Origin of the sequence: Sphingomonas sp. ABOLG (assembly GCF_003950435.1) — a bacterium.
Taxonomy (GTDB): domain Bacteria; phylum Pseudomonadota; class Alphaproteobacteria; order Sphingomonadales; family Sphingomonadaceae; genus Sphingomonas; species Sphingomonas panaciterrae.
Genome location: NZ_QQWW01000007.1, coordinates 146451 through 162526, shown reverse-complemented (window position 1 = coordinate 162526; position 16076 = coordinate 146451). Strand labels below are relative to the sequence as shown.

19 protein-coding genes and 1 other RNA gene are annotated in these 16076 nt (G+C 67.9%); 6 read left to right on the top strand and 14 right to left on the bottom strand.

What is annotated here, in order from left to right; translation table 11 throughout:
• Positions 1-43: 43 nt before the first annotated feature.
• The 12 genes from CA236_RS10495 to CA236_RS10440 all read right to left on the bottom strand — a co-directional run bounded on the left by CA236_RS10495 (position 44) and on the right by CA236_RS10440 (position 9145).
• Entirely contained in the window at positions 44-364 is a 321-nt protein-coding gene (locus CA236_RS10495) for a (2Fe-2S) ferredoxin domain-containing protein (RefSeq protein WP_206430542.1), read from the bottom strand.
• On the bottom strand, positions 361-897 hold the full coding sequence (locus CA236_RS10490) for a J domain-containing protein (protein WP_046408614.1): 537 nt from the start codon (positions 895-897) through the stop codon (positions 361-363). Before CA236_RS10490 ends, CA236_RS10495 begins: the two co-directional genes overlap by 4 nt.
• 39 nt (positions 898-936) lie before the next feature.
• Positions 937-1329: RNase P RNA component class A (rnpB, locus tag CA236_RS10485), an RNA gene on the bottom strand.
• A gap of 38 nt (positions 1330-1367) precedes the next feature.
• The gene (gene aqpZ / locus CA236_RS10480; protein ID WP_241212603.1) at positions 1368-2108 is read right to left on the bottom strand and encodes an aquaporin Z; all 741 of its coding nucleotides are present in this window, start codon (positions 2106-2108) and stop codon (positions 1368-1370) included.
• Between the two features lie 101 nt (positions 2109-2209).
• Positions 2210-2899, bottom strand: a complete 690-nt coding sequence (locus CA236_RS10475) for an N-acetylmuramoyl-L-alanine amidase (protein WP_046408612.1) — start codon at positions 2897-2899, stop codon at positions 2210-2212.
• 68 nt (positions 2900-2967) lie between these two features.
• Positions 2968-3771 (bottom strand): CheR family methyltransferase, encoded by an 804-nt coding sequence (locus tag CA236_RS10470; RefSeq protein ID WP_206430541.1) that lies wholly within the window; start codon positions 3769-3771, stop codon positions 2968-2970.
• A gap of 8 nt (positions 3772-3779) precedes the next feature.
• On the bottom strand, positions 3780-4793 hold the full coding sequence (locus tag CA236_RS10465; protein ID WP_346962768.1) for a chemotaxis protein CheB: 1014 nt from the start codon (positions 4791-4793) through the stop codon (positions 3780-3782).
• A gap of 54 nt (positions 4794-4847) precedes the next feature.
• On the bottom strand, positions 4848-5213 hold the full coding sequence (locus CA236_RS10460) for a response regulator (RefSeq protein WP_046408610.1): 366 nt from the start codon (positions 5211-5213) through the stop codon (positions 4848-4850).
• Between the two features lie 58 nt (positions 5214-5271).
• Positions 5272-5709 carry a chemotaxis protein CheW gene (locus CA236_RS10455; RefSeq protein ID WP_125945541.1) on the bottom strand — a complete coding sequence of 146 codons (438 nt, stop codon included), beginning with the start codon at positions 5707-5709 and terminating at the stop codon, positions 5272-5274.
• A complete protein-coding gene (locus CA236_RS10450; RefSeq protein ID WP_125945540.1) occupies positions 5706-8018 on the bottom strand; it encodes a chemotaxis protein CheW in 2313 nt (770 codons plus the stop codon). Before CA236_RS10450 ends, CA236_RS10455 begins: the two co-directional genes overlap by 4 nt.
• A 47-nt stretch (positions 8019-8065) precedes the next feature.
• Positions 8066-8710, bottom strand: a complete 645-nt coding sequence (locus CA236_RS10445; protein ID WP_125945539.1) for a histidine phosphotransferase family protein — start codon at positions 8708-8710, stop codon at positions 8066-8068.
• Between the two features lie 24 nt (positions 8711-8734).
• A complete protein-coding gene (locus CA236_RS10440) occupies positions 8735-9145 on the bottom strand; it encodes a Mov34/MPN/PAD-1 family protein (RefSeq protein WP_125945538.1) in 411 nt (136 codons plus the stop codon).
• Between the two features lie 12 nt (positions 9146-9157).
• On the opposite strand from CA236_RS10440, the gene CA236_RS10435 reads away from it, so the two are divergent.
• The 6 genes from CA236_RS10435 (at position 9158) to bfr (ending at position 14044) form a co-directional block, all read left to right on the top strand.
• On the top strand, positions 9158-10105 hold the full coding sequence (locus tag CA236_RS10435) for an RluA family pseudouridine synthase (RefSeq protein ID WP_125945537.1): 948 nt from the start codon (positions 9158-9160) through the stop codon (positions 10103-10105).
• Between the two features lie 60 nt (positions 10106-10165).
• Positions 10166-11065, top strand: a complete 900-nt coding sequence (gene rpoH / locus CA236_RS10430) for an RNA polymerase sigma factor RpoH (protein WP_046408604.1) — start codon at positions 10166-10168, stop codon at positions 11063-11065.
• A gap of 118 nt (positions 11066-11183) precedes the next feature.
• The gene (locus CA236_RS10425; RefSeq protein ID WP_125945536.1) at positions 11184-11930 is read left to right on the top strand and encodes a hypothetical protein; all 747 of its coding nucleotides are present in this window, start codon (positions 11184-11186) and stop codon (positions 11928-11930) included.
• Between the two features lie 12 nt (positions 11931-11942).
• On the top strand, positions 11943-13226 hold the full coding sequence (locus CA236_RS10420; RefSeq protein WP_125945535.1) for a DUF418 domain-containing protein: 1284 nt from the start codon (positions 11943-11945) through the stop codon (positions 13224-13226).
• A 64-nt stretch (positions 13227-13290) separates the two neighbouring features.
• Positions 13291-13461 (top strand): (2Fe-2S)-binding protein, encoded by a 171-nt coding sequence (locus CA236_RS10415; protein WP_082102837.1) that lies wholly within the window; start codon positions 13291-13293, stop codon positions 13459-13461.
• A gap of 97 nt (positions 13462-13558) precedes the next feature.
• Positions 13559-14044 (top strand): bacterioferritin, encoded by a 486-nt coding sequence (gene bfr / locus CA236_RS10410; RefSeq protein WP_046408598.1) that lies wholly within the window; start codon positions 13559-13561, stop codon positions 14042-14044.
• A gap of 95 nt (positions 14045-14139) precedes the next feature.
• Here bfr and CA236_RS10405 read toward each other — a convergent pair whose 3' ends face one another.
• A complete protein-coding gene (locus CA236_RS10405) occupies positions 14140-14586 on the bottom strand; it encodes an Hpt domain-containing protein (protein WP_125945534.1) in 447 nt (148 codons plus the stop codon).
• A gap of 67 nt (positions 14587-14653) precedes the next feature.
• Positions 14654-16003, bottom strand: coding sequence for a ribosome biogenesis GTPase Der (gene der, locus CA236_RS10400; protein WP_046408597.1), 1350 nt, complete (start codon positions 16001-16003; stop codon positions 14654-14656).
• Positions 16004-16076: the final 73 nt, after the last annotated feature.

The following is a 16076-nucleotide window of genomic DNA, read 5'->3' as shown; positions in this document are numbered from 1 at the left end:
GCAGCAGGATCGGGCGGTGCCGCGCCCCGCCCCGATGGGGGCGTCAGCGCTCCGCCTGATCCGGCCCGTCCGGCGCCGAAAACCGCCGGGCCAGCGCCGCGACATCCTCGCCCGGCGCCACCACCAGCCACTCGCCCGGCCGGCGCGTATCCACCACCGTCACCGCATTCTTCGGGCACAGGCCAAGGCACTTCACCTCGACCACGCCGACCTGCGCCTTGCGCTTCTTACCGAACCCCGGCTCCCGCCGCAGCGCCTTGGCCAGCCCGTCGCGACCCTTCTCGCCAAAGCCGCCGTCGACCTTGCGGGAGCATTTGGCGCATACCAGCACCGCATCGGTCCAGTTGGACTTGGCGCGTTTCACGCCGGCTTCCAGGTCCGCCGTTCCTCGGCGGTGCGCAGCACCTCATAGGCCGCCTGGATCGCCTGAAAGCGCTTGGCCGCCTCCGCGTCGCCCGGGCGCACATCGGGATGGTTGGTCTTGGCCAGCCGACGCCACGCCAGCCGCACGTCGTCGAACGTCGCGTCCGTCTCCAGCTCCAGCACCTCCAGCGCGCGCATCTCGTCGCGCGATCGGCTGCCGTCGCCCGATCCGGCCCAGCTTTGGTAGCGCGATTGCTCATAGCCCGACGCATCGCGCCGCTCGGCCTGTTCGCGCGCCGCCGCTTCCTCCGCGTCCAGCCCTTCGAAGTAATTCCAGCCGCGGTTATATTCGGCCGCATGCGTCTGGCAGAAATACCAGCGCTCCGGGCTGTTGGGGGATTTGGGGGCGGGGCAATTGCCCGGCTCGTCACAGCCATGCCGGTCGCACAGCCGCACGGCAGTCGCTTCACGGGATGCGCCATAACTGCGCCAGCGGGGAAAGCCCCAGTCGTTGGATCGGGAGGAACGCGCCATTGCCCCTGATCTAGCGATTGAAGGCGAAAGGTTAAAGGTGACACCAGAGGGCCTGTAAGCCGGGTTCTGTCCCCCCTTGCGGGATAGGCGACCATTCCTCTCGGCGCGCCGTTGCCGACGCGCTCCAGCAACCAACCCGGGCAGCAGGTGGGAACACACCCCGGGGATCAAGTCCCCATGCCGCCCCTATTCGGTCTTGCTCCCGGTGGGGTTTGCCATGCCGCCGCCGTTACCGGCCGCGCGGTGCGCTTTTACCGCACCCTTTCACCCTTGCCCGGCCGAAGCCTTCATCTGAAAGATTGGGCGGTCTGCTCTCTGTGGCACTTTCCCTGGGGTCACCCCCGGCGGGCGTTACCCGCCACCGTTGTTCCATGGAGCCCGGACTTTCCTCGGCGCGGGACCAGCCCACGACGCGGCCGCCCGGCCCTCTGGTGTGCGCGCGGCTGTAGCGTGGCGGCGCGGGAATGCAATCATGCCCGTGTGCGCCACTTCGGATCGCCCACCACATTCTCCTGCGGCATCGGGCTGATCCAGCGGTACGCCATGCCCCCGATCGCCCCGCCGATCAGCGGCGCGACCCAGAACAGCCATAGCTGCGCCATCGCCCATCCCCCGACGATCAACGCCGGCCCGGTGCTGCGCGCCGGATTGACGGAGGTATTGGTCACCGGGATGCTGATGAGGTGGATCAGCGTCAGCGCCAGGCCGATCGCGATCGGCGCGAACTGCACCGGCGCCCGGCCATGCGTTGCGCCCATGATGACGAACAGGAACCCCGCCGTCAGCACCAGCTCGCTGATCCACGCCGCGGTCAGCGAATAGCCGCCGGGCGAATGTGCGCCATAGCCATTGGCGGCAAAGCCCGACGTCGCCGCGTCGAACCCCGGCGCCCCGATCGCGATCAGGTACAGCACAAACGCGCCCAGGATCCCGCCGATCACCTGCGCGACGATATAGGGCAGGATGTCGATCACCGGGAACCGCCCGCCGACCGCCAGCCCCACGGTGACCGCCGGGTTCAGGTGGCATCCCGAAACATGGCCGATGGCATAGGCCATGGTCAGCACGGTCAGCCCGAACGCCAGCGACACGCCGGCAAAGCCGATCCCCAGTTCGGGAAAGGCGGCCGCCAGCACCGCCGATCCGCACCCCCCGAACGTCAACCAGAACGTGCCGATCAGTTCGGCTGCATACTTGCGAAAATTCTCCACGCTTTCTCTCCGACCAGCGCCGCTGGGCCGAAGGAAACAGGGAAAGTCTGCGCAGTGAAATTGGGGGATTGCCCCAGCCGCCGCGGCCGGGTGAACCGCGCCTAATCGTCCCCCTGCGGCTTGGGCAGCAGCAACGCGAGCAGGATCATGCGGCATTCCGCGTCGATCTCGCCGTCGATCAGTTCGGGCCGGAACCGCCGCTGGAACGCGACGATGGCCGCCATCTTGTCGCTCACGTCATAGCCGAACCGCTCCAGCGCCAGCAGGAACGCCGCCTCGCCCCACATCGGGTCCATCAGGTTCCGGGTCGGCCGCGGCAACGCCAGCCGAAGCCGCGCCAGCTTGCCCCAGGGGAACAGCTCGCCCGGATCACGCTTGCGCGCCGGTGCAATGTCGGAATGCGCGACGATGTTGCCGCGGGTGATCTCGTACCGGTCCTTGATCGCATGGACCAGCCGGATCACCGCATCGACCTGCGCGTCCGGGAACGGGCGATAGCCGAATTCATGCCCCGGGTTGACGATCTCGATCCCGATGGAGGCGGAATTGATGTCGGTGATCCCGCGCCAGTGCGACTTGCCGGCATGCCACGCACGCTTTTCCTCCGGCACCAGCCGCAGGATCGTGCCGTCCTCCTCCACCACATAATGGGCGGAGACCTTGGCCTCGGGATCGCGCAATCGCGCGATGGCGGACGGGCCGTCCACCATGCCGGTATAATGGAGCACGATCATCGTGATCGGCAGCGTGCGCTCGTCGAAATTGGGCGATGGCGCCTCGATTGGCGTCATGGATACTCCTGCGGGCCGCTCGTCACGAACCCCGCCTTACAACGCGCGCCCGCCGCCCGCCATGCCGTTCAGCGCGGCGGCAACAGCTCGTAGAGGCCGCGGAACTGCTTGCTCGGCGCGAAGCGGTCGGACTGGCCGATCACGGTCTCGCCTGCCCCCAGCATCAACAGCCCGCCCGGCTTCAGGCTGCGCGCAATCGTCTCCAGCACGCGTGGCCGCAGCTCGGGTGCCAGGTAGAACAGCACGTTGCGGCAGAATACCGCATCCAGCCGCCCCGCCGGCGCGGGATCAAGCACCAGGTTGCTGCGCCGCCACGATATGCCGCGCACCAGGGCGGGCTGCGCGATCCAATCATCGCCCTCCTGGTCGAACCAGCGCACCATGCGGCCGATCGGCAACCCGCGCTGGATTTCGAAATGCGAAAAGCGCCCCGTGCGGGCCCGTGCGATGGCGGTTGCCGATACATCGCTGGCGATGATCTCGGGGGCCGGGCCGCCACGCTCGGCAAAGGCGATCGCCAGCGACAGCGGCTCCTGCCCCGTCGCGCATCCCGCGCACCAGATCCGCGGCGTGGCTTCAGTGCTGGCAGCAATCGCCGCGGCCGCCGCGACGATGACGTCGCCGTCGCGAAAGAAGGACGTCTCCTGGTTCAGCAGCGCGTCGACGATGCGGTCCGCCAGCGCGGGGTTGCGCCCGTCGCTCACCTGCCCGACCAGCTCGTCGACGGAGGCGGCACCATTGGCGGTGGCCAGCGGGCGCAGCGCGGTATCGATCCGCCACGCGCGATTGGCGGCGATCTGCTGCCCAGTCCGGTTTTCGAGCAGGGTCGCCAGCGCAGCCACCGTCGCGGGGCTCGCCTGCGGTGCGATCATCACCTGGCTCAACGGCATGGTACGGCCACCATCTGCCCGGCCACCACGCCGCCGATCGCCTCGGGCGTCAGCACCGCGTCCGCCAGGCCCGCGGCGGCGACCGCACCCGGCATCCCCCATACGACGCTACTGGCGCGATCCTGCACCACCACCGTGCCGCCCGCCTCGCGCACCGCGCGCGCCCCGTCCAGTCCATCGCGTCCCATGCCGCTCAGCACGATCGCCAGCAGCCGCGCGCCGTAGCGGGCAGCGGCGCTTTCGAACATCGGGTCGACCGACGGCAGGTTGCCGTTCGCCACCGGCACCTGCGACAGCCGCACATTGGTCCGCCCGCTGCGCAGCGGCGCAACGGTCAGATGCGCGTCGCCCGGTGCCAGCACGATCATGTCCGGCTCCAGCGTCATCCGCTCGGTCGCCACGACACACCGCCGCCCGACCGCGCTTTCCAGCTGCCGTGCGAAATGCGGCACGAACGCCTGCGGCAGATGCTGCGTCACCATCACCGGCGCGCGGAAAGTCCCCGGCAGGTCACGCAGCACGTTGTTCAGCGCATGGATGCCGCCGGTCGACGCACCGATCGCCACCGCGTCAAACGGTCGCGCCGCCAGCCGCGCGATGGGGGCGCCGCCGCCCATCGGCTCGCCAGGATCGGTCAGCCGCGCGATCTTCTCGGCCAGTGCCTTGGCGAAACTGCCGGCGGAAATGCTGCGCCCCGGCTTCACCAGCGTATCCGCCGCCCCCAGCGCCAGCGCCTGAACGGTCGCCGCCGCCCCGGCGTCCGCCGCCGAGGAGACGACCAGCACGCGAGCGCCGCGCCCCGCCGCCAGCAGGTCCGGCAGTCCGCTCAGCCCGTCGACCCCCGGCATCTCGAGGTCGAGCAGAATCACGTCGACCGTCTCGGTGGCGAGAAAGGCAAGCGCCGCCGGCACATTGGCCGCCGCACCCGCCACCTCGCACGCGCCATCGTCGCTGGCGATCCGTGCCAGCACCGTGCGCGCGACCACCGAATCGTCGACGATCAAAATCCGGCACCCGCCGGCACGCACCGGATGGAGAACCGCTCGGCTCGCCACGGTTCAGGCGAGACCGACGATCTGCAGCTTGCTTTGCAGCGTCTCGCGATCGAACGGCTTCATCACATATTCGTCCGCGCCCGCCTCGATCGCGGCGCGGATATGCGCCACGCCATTCTCGGTGGTGCAGAACACGACCTTGGGCCGCGGCGACACGTCGGTCTCGCGCAGCGCGCGCAGGAATTCCATCCCGCTCATCACCGGCATGTTCCAGTCGAGCAGGATCACGTCGGGGATGCTGGCGTTGCACGCGTCCAGCGCCTCGCGCCCGTCCGCTGCCTCGCTGACCGAGAAATCGAGCCCCTCCAGGATGTGGCGGGCGACCTTTCGGATCACTTTCGAATCGTCGACCACCAGACACGATTTCATCACGATACCCCTACAACCTGTTGATCGCCGTCATGCCGCGCGAAGCGTAAGGACCGCGTTAATCGCGCGCGTCCTCGGCCATCGCGCCGACTAGCGCGGCAAGGTCGATCACCAGCAGCGGCTCGCCGTCGCGCTCCGCCGATCCGGTCGCGACCCGCGACCATCGCGCGCCCAGCGCAAGCCCGGTCGGGATCGGCAGCACGTCAATCGGTGCGACATCCTCCAGCGCCTCGACCAGCATCGCGTGGTGATGGCCGTCGACCACGGTGATGATCGCGCGCTGCGTCCCCTCACCACCCGCGGGCAGGTCCAGCAGCTGCCAGGTGTCGACCACCGTGACCACGCGGCTGCGCAGCGCGGCGAGGCCGCGCACCGCCGGATGGCTGCGCGGCGCCGGCACCACGGCATCGATATCGACGACCGATTCGACCATCTCGGCCGGCACGGCGATCGCCTGCCCACCCAGTCGCGCCAGCAGGTGCAGGGTGCCGCTCATCGCGCCGCTCCCGCCGACAGCGCCTGCGCCAGCGTTATTGTATCAAGCGTCGGCTGCCCCGTCGCCGCGTCACGGCTCAGCCGCACCACCCGGCCCACCGCCGCCGGCTCGTCATCGGCCGCCAGCGTCACGACCGCCGTCTCGCCCGGCGCCAGATCGCGCGCCACGCGATAGCCCGCCGCCTCGATCATCGGCCGCAGCATCGTGTCCGTCCAATGGCTGTCGACACCCTGGACGAGGCAGATCGGCCGCCCGCCGCCGCCGCCATCATTGGGCGGGCTCCACCACGCGGGGTCGATGAACTCGACCGGCGCACCATCGATCATCGCCACCCCGCGCACGCGCGGATCGGCGGCGGGGAGCAACTCGTCGGGCACCGTCACGATGTCGAGCGCGCGCCGTACCAGATAGCCGGTCGCCTGACCCGCCCCCGGCAGCATCAGCATCGTAAGCTCCGCCCCCGCCGGTACCCCCGCCTGCTCACCGATCGCCGGATCGACATGCACCGCGACCATCCCCTGCCGCCCGCGCGCCCACCAACGGCCGCCGGCCTGGCACAAGGATCCCGGCTCGACCGCCTCGATCCGCTCGACCGCATCGAGCGCCACCACGCGCCGCCGCCCGTCGAGCGCCTCGATCATCAGCGCGGCGATGCCCGGCGGCGCGGCCTCCTCGGCCGGCTCCTCGACCGCGATCACCCGCTCGAACCGCAGCCCCGCCTGCTCGGCAATCCCCGCGCAATCGAGCAGCAGCAGCGGCCGCCCGGTATCGAGCAGCATCTGCCCGGCATAGATGCCCGCCATCATCACGGCCGGCGCGACCGGCTTCACCACCAATTCCTGCGTATCGTCGACGCCATCGACCCCCAGCGCGTAGCTGCCATGCGCCAGGTTGACGATCATCAGCATCGTGCCGACGCCACCCGCCGCCTCGGGCCGCTCGCCCCCAAGCACCGCGTTCAGCCGGATCACCGGCAACCGCCGCCCGCGCACGCTCGCCAGCAGCGTATCGCCAACCGCATCGATCCGCACCGCCTCCGATCCGACCGCCACGATCTCCTCGATCGCTTGGCGCGGTACGGCATAATGCTGGTCGCCCGCCTCGATGATGATCGCCGACAGGATCGCCAGCGTCAGCGGCACTTCGATCGTCGTGGTCAGCCCGCGCCCGGCGACATTGTCCAGTCGGATGCTGCCGCCGATCTGCTCGACGTTGGTGCGCACCACGTCCATGCCGACGCCGCGGCCTGACGTGGTGGTCGCCTCATCGCGGGTCGACAGCCCCGGCTCGAAGATCAGGTTGAGCCGCGCCCGCTGGTCGAGCGCGCCGAGCTCCGCCGCCCGCGCCGGCTCCTGCGCGATGCGCTTCGCCAGCAGCTTGGCGGTGTCGATCCCCTGCCCGTCGTCGGCCACCTCGACGATGATGCGATTGCCCGATTGGCGCGCCACGATCGCCAGCCGCCCGGCCTCGGGCTTGCCCGCTCCCCGTCGCGCCTCCGGCGCCTCGATGCCATGGTCGATCGCATTGCGCACGATATGGACCAGCGGATCGCGCAACAGCTCGATCATCTCGCGGTCCAGCTCGACGTCGGCGCCATCGATCGACAGCGACACCTTCTTGCCCAGCGCCGCCGCCGTATCGCGCACCAGCCGGGGCAGCGCGGAAAACAGCGAATCGATCGTCTGCATCCGCGTCCGCGTCACCGTGTCGCGCAATTCGGCGACGGTCATCGACAGGCGGTCGACCGCGGTTTCCAGCGTCGTGTCACCACTGTCGCGCAGCCGTCTGGCCAGCTCGTTGCGCGCCAGCACCATTTCCGACACGCCGTTCATCATCCGGTCGAGCAGGTCGACCGACAGGCGGATGCTGCGCGCGGGCGCACGCGGCGCACTGGTGATCGGCACGACCACTGGCGCGGGCTCGGATGCCGGCGCGGTCTGCGCCTTCCCCTCCAGCGCGGCGAGCAGCAGGTCCTCGGCCGAATCGTCCAGCGCCGCGCCAGCGTCGATCGCCTCGACGATCTCGCCAATGCGGTCGACGATCGCCAGCACGGCATTGACCAGCGCCGGATCGGCGGCGCGTTCGCCCGACCGCACGCTCTGCAGCACATCCTCGGCCGCATGGCTCAGCCGGGCGAGCCGCGGCAGGTCAAGGAAGCCGCAACTTCCCTTCACCGTGTGGACGAAGCGGAAGATCGAATCGAGCCGGGCCCGGTCGGCGGGGTCCGCTTCCCACGCCACGATTTCGCCCGCCAGCGCGTCGAGCGTTTCGCGGGTTTCCGCGATGAATTCCTGCAGCAGATCGTCCATTGCCCGCCCGCCATGGGGCAGCGGCGGTAAATTCCGCGTTTATTGCCTCAATGGGGCCGCATCGTCGCGCCGAACAGCATCACGTCCTCGGCCGGTGCGCTCACCAGCACGCGGCCATTGGCCGCTTTGACCATTTCATGCACCAGGAACGCGGCCGCCACGCGTGGCGTCACGGCCTCGGACGCGCGGCCATCGACCAGCGTGGAACGCAATTCGTCGTCCAGCGTGATGCGCGGCCCCTCGGCCTTCATCACGATCTCGATCGCGGTGTCGCCGCTCTCGCTGCCGATATCCAGCGATCCGCCGCGTACCAGCGTGTCGCCGGCGATCATCGCCATGTTCAGCAGCACCTTGATCGCCGCCTTGGGCAGCATCGGCTCCTCGACCAGCCAGTTGACCTTCAGCCGCTTGGTCTCGCCGAACAGCCCCTCGATCGCCTGCTGCGCCTCGCGCGTGTCGACGGCCTCGCCGAACCCGCCCGCCGCGCCGAACGCCAGGCGGAAGAATTTCAGCTTCGCGGCCGACGTCCGCGCGCTTTCCGCCATCAGCTCCATGCACCGCTCGCGCATCTTGGGATCGGTCTCGTCGGCCAGCAGCTCCAGCCCGTTGTTCAGCGCGCCGATCGGCGACAGCAGATCATGGCACAGGCGGGAGCAGAGCAGGCTGGCGAAGTCGACGGGATCGATGGTCATGCGCGTTCAATGACGCAGCGGACTTTACCGCGCAATGGCAAGGGCAAGCGGATCGAAGCGGCCGTGCACCGCTCCGTCGCGCACCGCCTTCCACGCGGTGATGTCGGTGCCTGCGACGATGATCCAGATGCTCCCGTCGGCGGCCGCGGCGTCGGCATCGGTGGCCGATGGCGTCGCCTGGCCCGACGGGTGCGAATGATAATGGCCGATCACCGCCGGCCCGCCCGCGCGCGCCGCGCGCAACGCGGCGAACAGCGCCGCCGGGTCCAGCTCGAAATGCGTCGCGGGCGTCGGATGGACATTGCGGCACACGACAAGCTGAGTCACATGGCCCGCGCAACCCAGCAACAACCCGCAGACCTCTTGGTCGCTTTGTGCCGCCCGCGAAATGATTTCGCCGGCCAGCGACCTTGAAAGATGCACCGTCTCACCCATCTAGGACACCTAATGGACCGGGGGGTTTCCATCATTCAAGCGACGATCGCACCGGCTGCCGATACATGGCGGCTCGACCGTGCGCTTGCCGATGCCGTGCCGACGCTTTCGCGCGAACGACTGAAGGTATTGATCAACGCCGGCCAGGTCACCCGCGAAGGGCTGGCGGTACGTGATCCTGCGCGTCGCGCCGCCGCTGGCGAGGTCTATAATGTGGCCGTGCCGGCCCCCACGCCGGCGCATAACGAGCCGCAGGACATCCCCTTGGTGGTCGCCTATGAAGACGAACATCTCATCGTCATCGACAAGCCTGCCGGGCTGGTCGTTCATCCCGCCGCGGGCAACCTCGACGGGACGCTGGTGAACGCGCTGCTGCATCATTGCGGCGGCTCGCTCTCGGGCATCGGCGGCGTGGCGCGGCCCGGCATCGTCCACCGCATCGACAAGGACACCTCCGGCCTGATGGTCGCGGCAAAGACCGATCGCACGCATGAGGGGCTGGCCAAGCAATTCGCCGCACACACCATTGACCGGCGCTACAAGGCGATCGTCGGCGGCCGCCCGATGCCGCCCGCGGGAACCGTCGACGCGCCGCTCGCCCGCTCGCCGCACAACCGCAAGAAGGTGGCGATCGTCGCCGGCGGCAAGCGTGCGGTGACGCATTACCGTACCGAACATCTGCTGCGCGACGCGGCGCTGGTCGAATGCCGGCTCGAAACCGGCCGCACCCACCAGGTCCGCGTCCACATGGCCTCGATCGGCCACGCCTTGCTGGGCGACCCGGTCTATGGTAGAACAAAACCAGTTCATAAGCGTCAACTTGATGAACTTTCGTTCCGGCGACAGGCGCTGCACGCAGCCCGGCTGGGGTTCGTTCATCCGATCACAAGCACCGCTTTGTCGTTCGAAAGCGCGATGCCTGCAGACATGCAGGAACTGTTCAGTCAACTCGACGTATAGGGTGTAACCGCCTGCGCTGATCTGCGCGTGGCGTTCCCCGGAAAGGGAGATTAGGTACTCATGGCTAGCGGCAACGTCCCAGCGACGATCCCCGCTCTCGGCGGCGAGCAGAGCCTCAACCGCTATCTCGCCGAGATCAAGAAGTTTCCGATCCTGGCGCCCGAGCAGGAATATATGCTCGCCAAGCGTTTCCAGGAACATGGCGATCCTGAGGCGGCAGCTCAGCTCGTCACCAGCCACCTGCGTCTCGTCGCGAAGATCGCGATGGGCTATCGCGGCTATGGCCTGCCCGTGTCCGAGCTGATCAGCGAGGGCAATATCGGCCTGATGCAGGGCGTGAAGAAGTTCGAGCCCGATCGCGGCTTCCGCCTCGCCACGTATGCGATGTGGTGGATCCGCGCCTCGATCCAGGAATTCATCCTGCGCTCGTGGAGCCTGGTGAAGATGGGCACCACCGCCGCGCAGAAGAAGCTGTTCTTCAACCTGCGCCGGATGAAGGCTCGTCTCGATGCGTTCGAGGACGGCGATCTGAAGCCGGAGGATCTGACCAAGATCGCGACCGATCTGGGCGTCAGCGAGGCCGACGTGGTCAGCATGAACCGCCGCATGGCGATGGGCGGCGACACGTCGCTCAACGTCTCGATGCGCGAGGATGGCGAGGGGCAGTGGCAGGATTGGCTGCAGGACGATTCGCCCCTGCAGGATCAGATCGTTGCCGATGCGCAGGAGGCTGAAGTCCGCCACGACATGCTCGTCAGCGCGATGGACAGCCTGAACGATCGTGAAAAGCACATCCTGACCGAGCGTCGCCTGACCGACGATCCCAAGACGCTGGAGGAACTGAGCCAGGTCTATGGCGTCAGCCGCGAACGCGTCCGCCAGATCGAGGTGCGCGCCTTTGAAAAGCTGCAAAAGGCGATGATGAAGGTCGCCGGCGAAAAGCGGCTTCTGCCGGCCTGACGGACACGGCCTGCCGGGGCGTCGATCGGTGCCCCGGCAGGACCGCCTGCCACTTACCGCTTGAAACCCCGCGCGCCGTCGCCCACCCCCGCCGCCAAGGACAGGTGACGACGAAACGATGTGGCGCGACATCAAGCAATTATACGCCGACTGCCTCGCCTTTGCGCTGGCGCTCCCGATCCTGTTCTCGATCCCCGCGGTGCTCGAATTCGGCCAGCACGTGGTGGAGATCGACCTTGGCCTCTTCTCGCAGGGCTTCCGCGCCACCGCCGCGCTCGATCAACGCCGCCTGTCGCTGGGCTTCGCCAAGATCCTCGCCATGCTGCTGCCCTCCTATTGGTTCATCCGCTTCATGGCCTCCGGGCGCGACGCCGCCTGGGCCAAGAAGGTCGAGCGGCCGGCCGTGACCCTGTTCGGCATCCAGTTCGCGATCCTTGCCATGGTCCAGTGGCTCTCGCTGTTCGGGCCGCCGCCGGGCCTCGTTCTCGACCTTCCCTTCGCCTGGTGGGAATATGCCTCGCTAGCGCTGGGCGTGCTCGCCGCCGTACTCGGCATCTATCTTTCCGCATGGCGCGTGGCCTGGCCGCTGGGCAACACGGCGATCGGTCCGCTGCGCTCGATCGCGATCATGGCCGGCAGTTTCTGGCGCGCCGTGGTCTACATGATCGCCGGCTTCCTGCCGCTCGCCGCGCTGCATCAGGCGCTGAACATCCTCCCGGTCGGCGCGCCCGCGTGGGTCGTGTGGCTGGCGCTGGTCCTTGACTCATTGGTGGTCGGCTTTCTCGCACTCGCCTCGACCGGCGCGATCTTCCTCGCCGCGCGCCACGCGGCCGAACGGCGGAACCTTGCCCTCATCCCGCGCTGATCGCTGCCGCGTATGAGCATCGCTGACCCTGTCCGCGCGCCCGGCCGGATTACCGCGATCGACGGCGTGCGCGGCTTCGCCGTTCTCGGCATCCTCCTGCTCAACATCGTCGCCTTCGCGATGCCGAGCTATGCCTATGTCGATCCCACCGTCTACGGCGGCAGCACCGGCACCAATTGGTGGGCCTGGGCGCTCGCCTTCATCCTCGCCGACGGCAAGATGCGCGGCCTGTTCACGATGCTGTTCGGCGCCTCGACCCTGTTGATCGCGGATCGGGCGCTGCGCAGCGGCAGGTCTCCGGCCCGCATCCATTATGCGCGAATGGCGACGCTGTTCGCGATCGGGATGGTCCACGCCTATCTGATCTGGCCCGGCGACATTCTGGTGCTCTACGCCCTGTGCGGCGCGCTGGTGTTCGTCGCGCGCGACTGGCCCCTCCCCCGCATGTTCGCGATCGCTACCCTGCTGATCGCCGCCCCGCTCGTCAGCGGCATCATCGATCATGCGGCGGCCGAGCATTTCCGCGCGCTTGCCCTGTCGCCCCGCGCGTCCCCCGCAATCCTCGCCGAATGGGCCCACTATCAAGCGGAGATGGACAGCCTGCGCGCGACCGTCCCGGCGGAGTTGGCCGCCTTCCGCGGGGACTGGCAGCAAGTCACCGCGATGCGCGCAACGCTGGCGTGGCAGGCCCAGCGGCAGATCTTCCCCGATCTCGCCGCCGAGACAACCGGGCTGATGCTGCTCGGCATGGCGCTGTTCCGCAGCGGCTTCTTCACCGGCGACTGGCCCGCCCGGTGGACGCGCGCGGTGCTCCTGATCGGCTACGGCCTGTGCCTCCCCGCCTATGTCGCGCTGGCGCTCTGGATCAGCGCCTCGAACTTCGATCCGATCGTGCTGATGCTGGCGGAGCCGTTGCACCTCGTGCTCCTCCGCCCCGCCATGGCGCTCGCCCATGCCATCCTCATCATGGCGCTGATCACCCGCATTCCGACCGCCTGGTTACCAATCCGGCTGACGGCGGCCGGGCGGATGGCCTTCACCAATTATCTCGCGACCAGCATCATCTGCACCCTCCTCTTCTACGGCTACGGCCTCGGGTGGTTCGGCTATCTCCAGCGTTGGCAGCTTTATCCTGTGGTCGCCGCGATTTGGGCGCTGATGCTCCTCTGGTCGAAACCCTGGCTCGATCGATTCGCCGCCGGCCCGCTCGAATGGGCGTGGCGCTCGCTGACGTTCGGGAAGCGCCAACCATTTCGTCGCCGGTCACCCTCCGACGAGCGCTCTTTTGCGAATTAGACGCAATTATAGTTGCGACCTGTTCTCATGAGCGATATGCACCTCTCAACGAAAGGTGCTCTTCATGGTCGTTTGCGTTTGCAATGCTATTCGTGAAACCCAGGTCCGCGAGGCGGCGCGCGCCGGCTCGACGACGGCATGCCAGGCCTATCGTTCGCTCGGCCGCCAGCCGAAATGCGGTCAATGCACGCCCTTCGCGCGAGCCATTATCGATGAAGAGCGTGCTGCTGCATAACATTCGCACATTCTAAAAACCGCGGAAATCCGCCAATTTTTGATTGCTGACCCTCCACGTCCCAAGGTAAGAACGGGAACGACATGGAGGTATTTCAATGAAGGGCGACCCGCGCGTCATCGAGTTTCTTAACGAGACGCTGAAGAACGAGCTGACGGCAATCAATCAATATTGGTTGCACTATCGCCTGCTCGAACATTGGGGCGTCAAGAAGCTCGCCGAATATGAGCGGCACGAATCCATCGACGAGATGAAGCATGCGGATTGGCTCGCCGAGCGAATCCTCTTCCTCGATGGCCTGCCCAATTTCCAGCTGCTCGGCCGCCTGCGCATTGGTGAGACCGTCGAGGAGGTGCTGAAGGCCGATCTCGCGATGGAGATCGAGGCCGTCGCCCAGCTGAAGGCCGCGATCACTTATTGTGAAGAGGTCAAGGACTTCGGCAGCCGCGACCTGTTCACCCGTATCCTCATCAGTGAGGAAGAGCATGTCGACACGCTCGAACGCCAGTTCGAGATGATCGAGCGCATGGGGCTGCAGAACTACATCCAGCTCAATGCAGAGGCTGACAAGCCGCACGGCTGATACGGTACAGGCGCCATCCCGCGGGTGGCGCCTGCCCTGTCCCGGCGCGCCACGCCGGCGCTCGCTCTAGCCAAATGCCGCGCCGCGGCGTCCTGCTATCCGATGATATTCGCCGGTGACGTCCGCCGCCCGAACCCGGCCGCCGACCGCCGCACCGGCGCCGGCCCCGCCTCGCGCTCCAGCAGCGCCAGCGTCTGGGTGAACAGCGGGCGCAGCGCGACCACATCCTCCAGCACGTCCTCCGGCGTATCGCGCGTTTCGACGCAGTCGCGCCCCATCGTCTCGATCCGCTCCGCCAGATCGGCCAGCGGCGCCGCGCCGAACTGCCGCGCCTCGCCCTTCAGCGTGTGCGCCGGGATTATCAGGCCGGCCGCATTCTTGGCGCGCATTGCCGCCTCGATCGCTGAAACCGACTTGATCCCGTCCTCGCGGAAATAGCCCAAGATGCGCTGGAATCCCGCCCCAAGCTCCGCCCTGGCCTTGGCAAAGGCTTCCCGGTCCACCAGGATTCCCGGCTCGAGTGACACGCTTGCTTCCCCCATTGTCGCATCTCGTGCGATCGTTGTTCGCCGCCCGGCCTAGGCCATCACGGTAAACAGCAGGTAAGCGTCAGCTACCGAACGGATTTTTGGGCGCGCGCAGCGTCAACCGGATCGGCACCGCGCCAAAGCCCAGGTCGCGCCGCAGCGAATTGACCAGATACCGCTCGTAGCTGGCCGGCAGCTGGTCCACGCGCGTGCCGAAGATGACGAAGCTGGGCGGGCGCGTCTTCACCTGCGTGACGTAGCGCATCTTGATCCGCTTGCCGCCCGGCGCGGGTGGCGGGTTCGCCTCGATCGCACGCTCGAACCAGCGGTTGAGTTCGCCCGTCGGCACGCGCCGCGACCATGCCTCGCGCGTCTCGAACGCGGCGGCCAGCAACTGGTCGATGCCGCGTCCCGTCATCGCCGATACGGTGATCAGCGGCACGCCCTTCACCTGGCTCAGGCCATCGCCCAGCGCCGCCTTGACGCCGTTGAACAACGACGAGGGGTTGTCCGCGACGTCCCATTTGTTCAGCGCGATGATCAGCGCGCGGCCTTCCTCCAGCACGCGGTCGGCGATGCGCAGGTCCTGCGACTCCAGCCCCAGCGTCGCATCGAGCAGCAGCACCACGACCTCGGCAAAATCCACCGCATGCAGCGCATCGGCGACCGACAATTTCTCCAGCTTGTCCTGGACCTTGGCGCGCTTGCGCATCCCGGCCGTGTCGATCAGCCGCACCGGGCGGCCCTGCCACTCCCAGTCGATGGCGATCGAATCGCGCGTGATCCCGGCCTCGGGACCGGTGATCATGCGGTCCTCGCCCAGCATCCGGTTGACCAGCGTCGACTTGCCGGCGTTCGGCCGCCCGACGATCGCCAGCTTCAGCGGCGCGGCGGGATCTTCCTCGTCCTCGTCGGGAACGTCCTCCTCGTCGCGCTCCAGGTACGGCAGCAGCGCCTCGAACAGGTCCGCGACGCCCTCGCCATGCTCGGCGGACAATTGCACCGGATCGCCAAAGCCAAGCGCCAGCGCTTCCAGCACGCCCTGCTCGCCCGACCGGCCCTCGGCCTTGTTGGCGACCAGCACGATCGGCGTGGTCGATCCGCGCAGCCAACGGCCGATCTCCTCGTCCAGCGGTACGATGCCGGCGCGCGAATCGATCATGAACAGCGCGACATCGGCCTGCGCCACGGCGGCCTCGGTCTGCATCCGCATCCGCCCGGGCAGCGACTGCGGGTCGTGATCCTCATAGCCCGCGGTATCGACCACGCGGAAATCGAGCCCCAGCAGGTGCGCCTCGCCCTCCCGCCGGTCGCGCGTCACGCCGGGCCGGTCGTCGACCAGCGCCAGCTTCTTGCCGACAAGACGGTTGAACAGGGTCGATTTGCCGACATTGGGTCGGCCAACAATCGCAACAGTGGGAAGACGTGCCATCACGTGCCCCTACAGCGCCCCGCCCGACAGCGGAAGCCGCAGCGTGCTGCTCGCAGGAGCCGGCATCACTGCC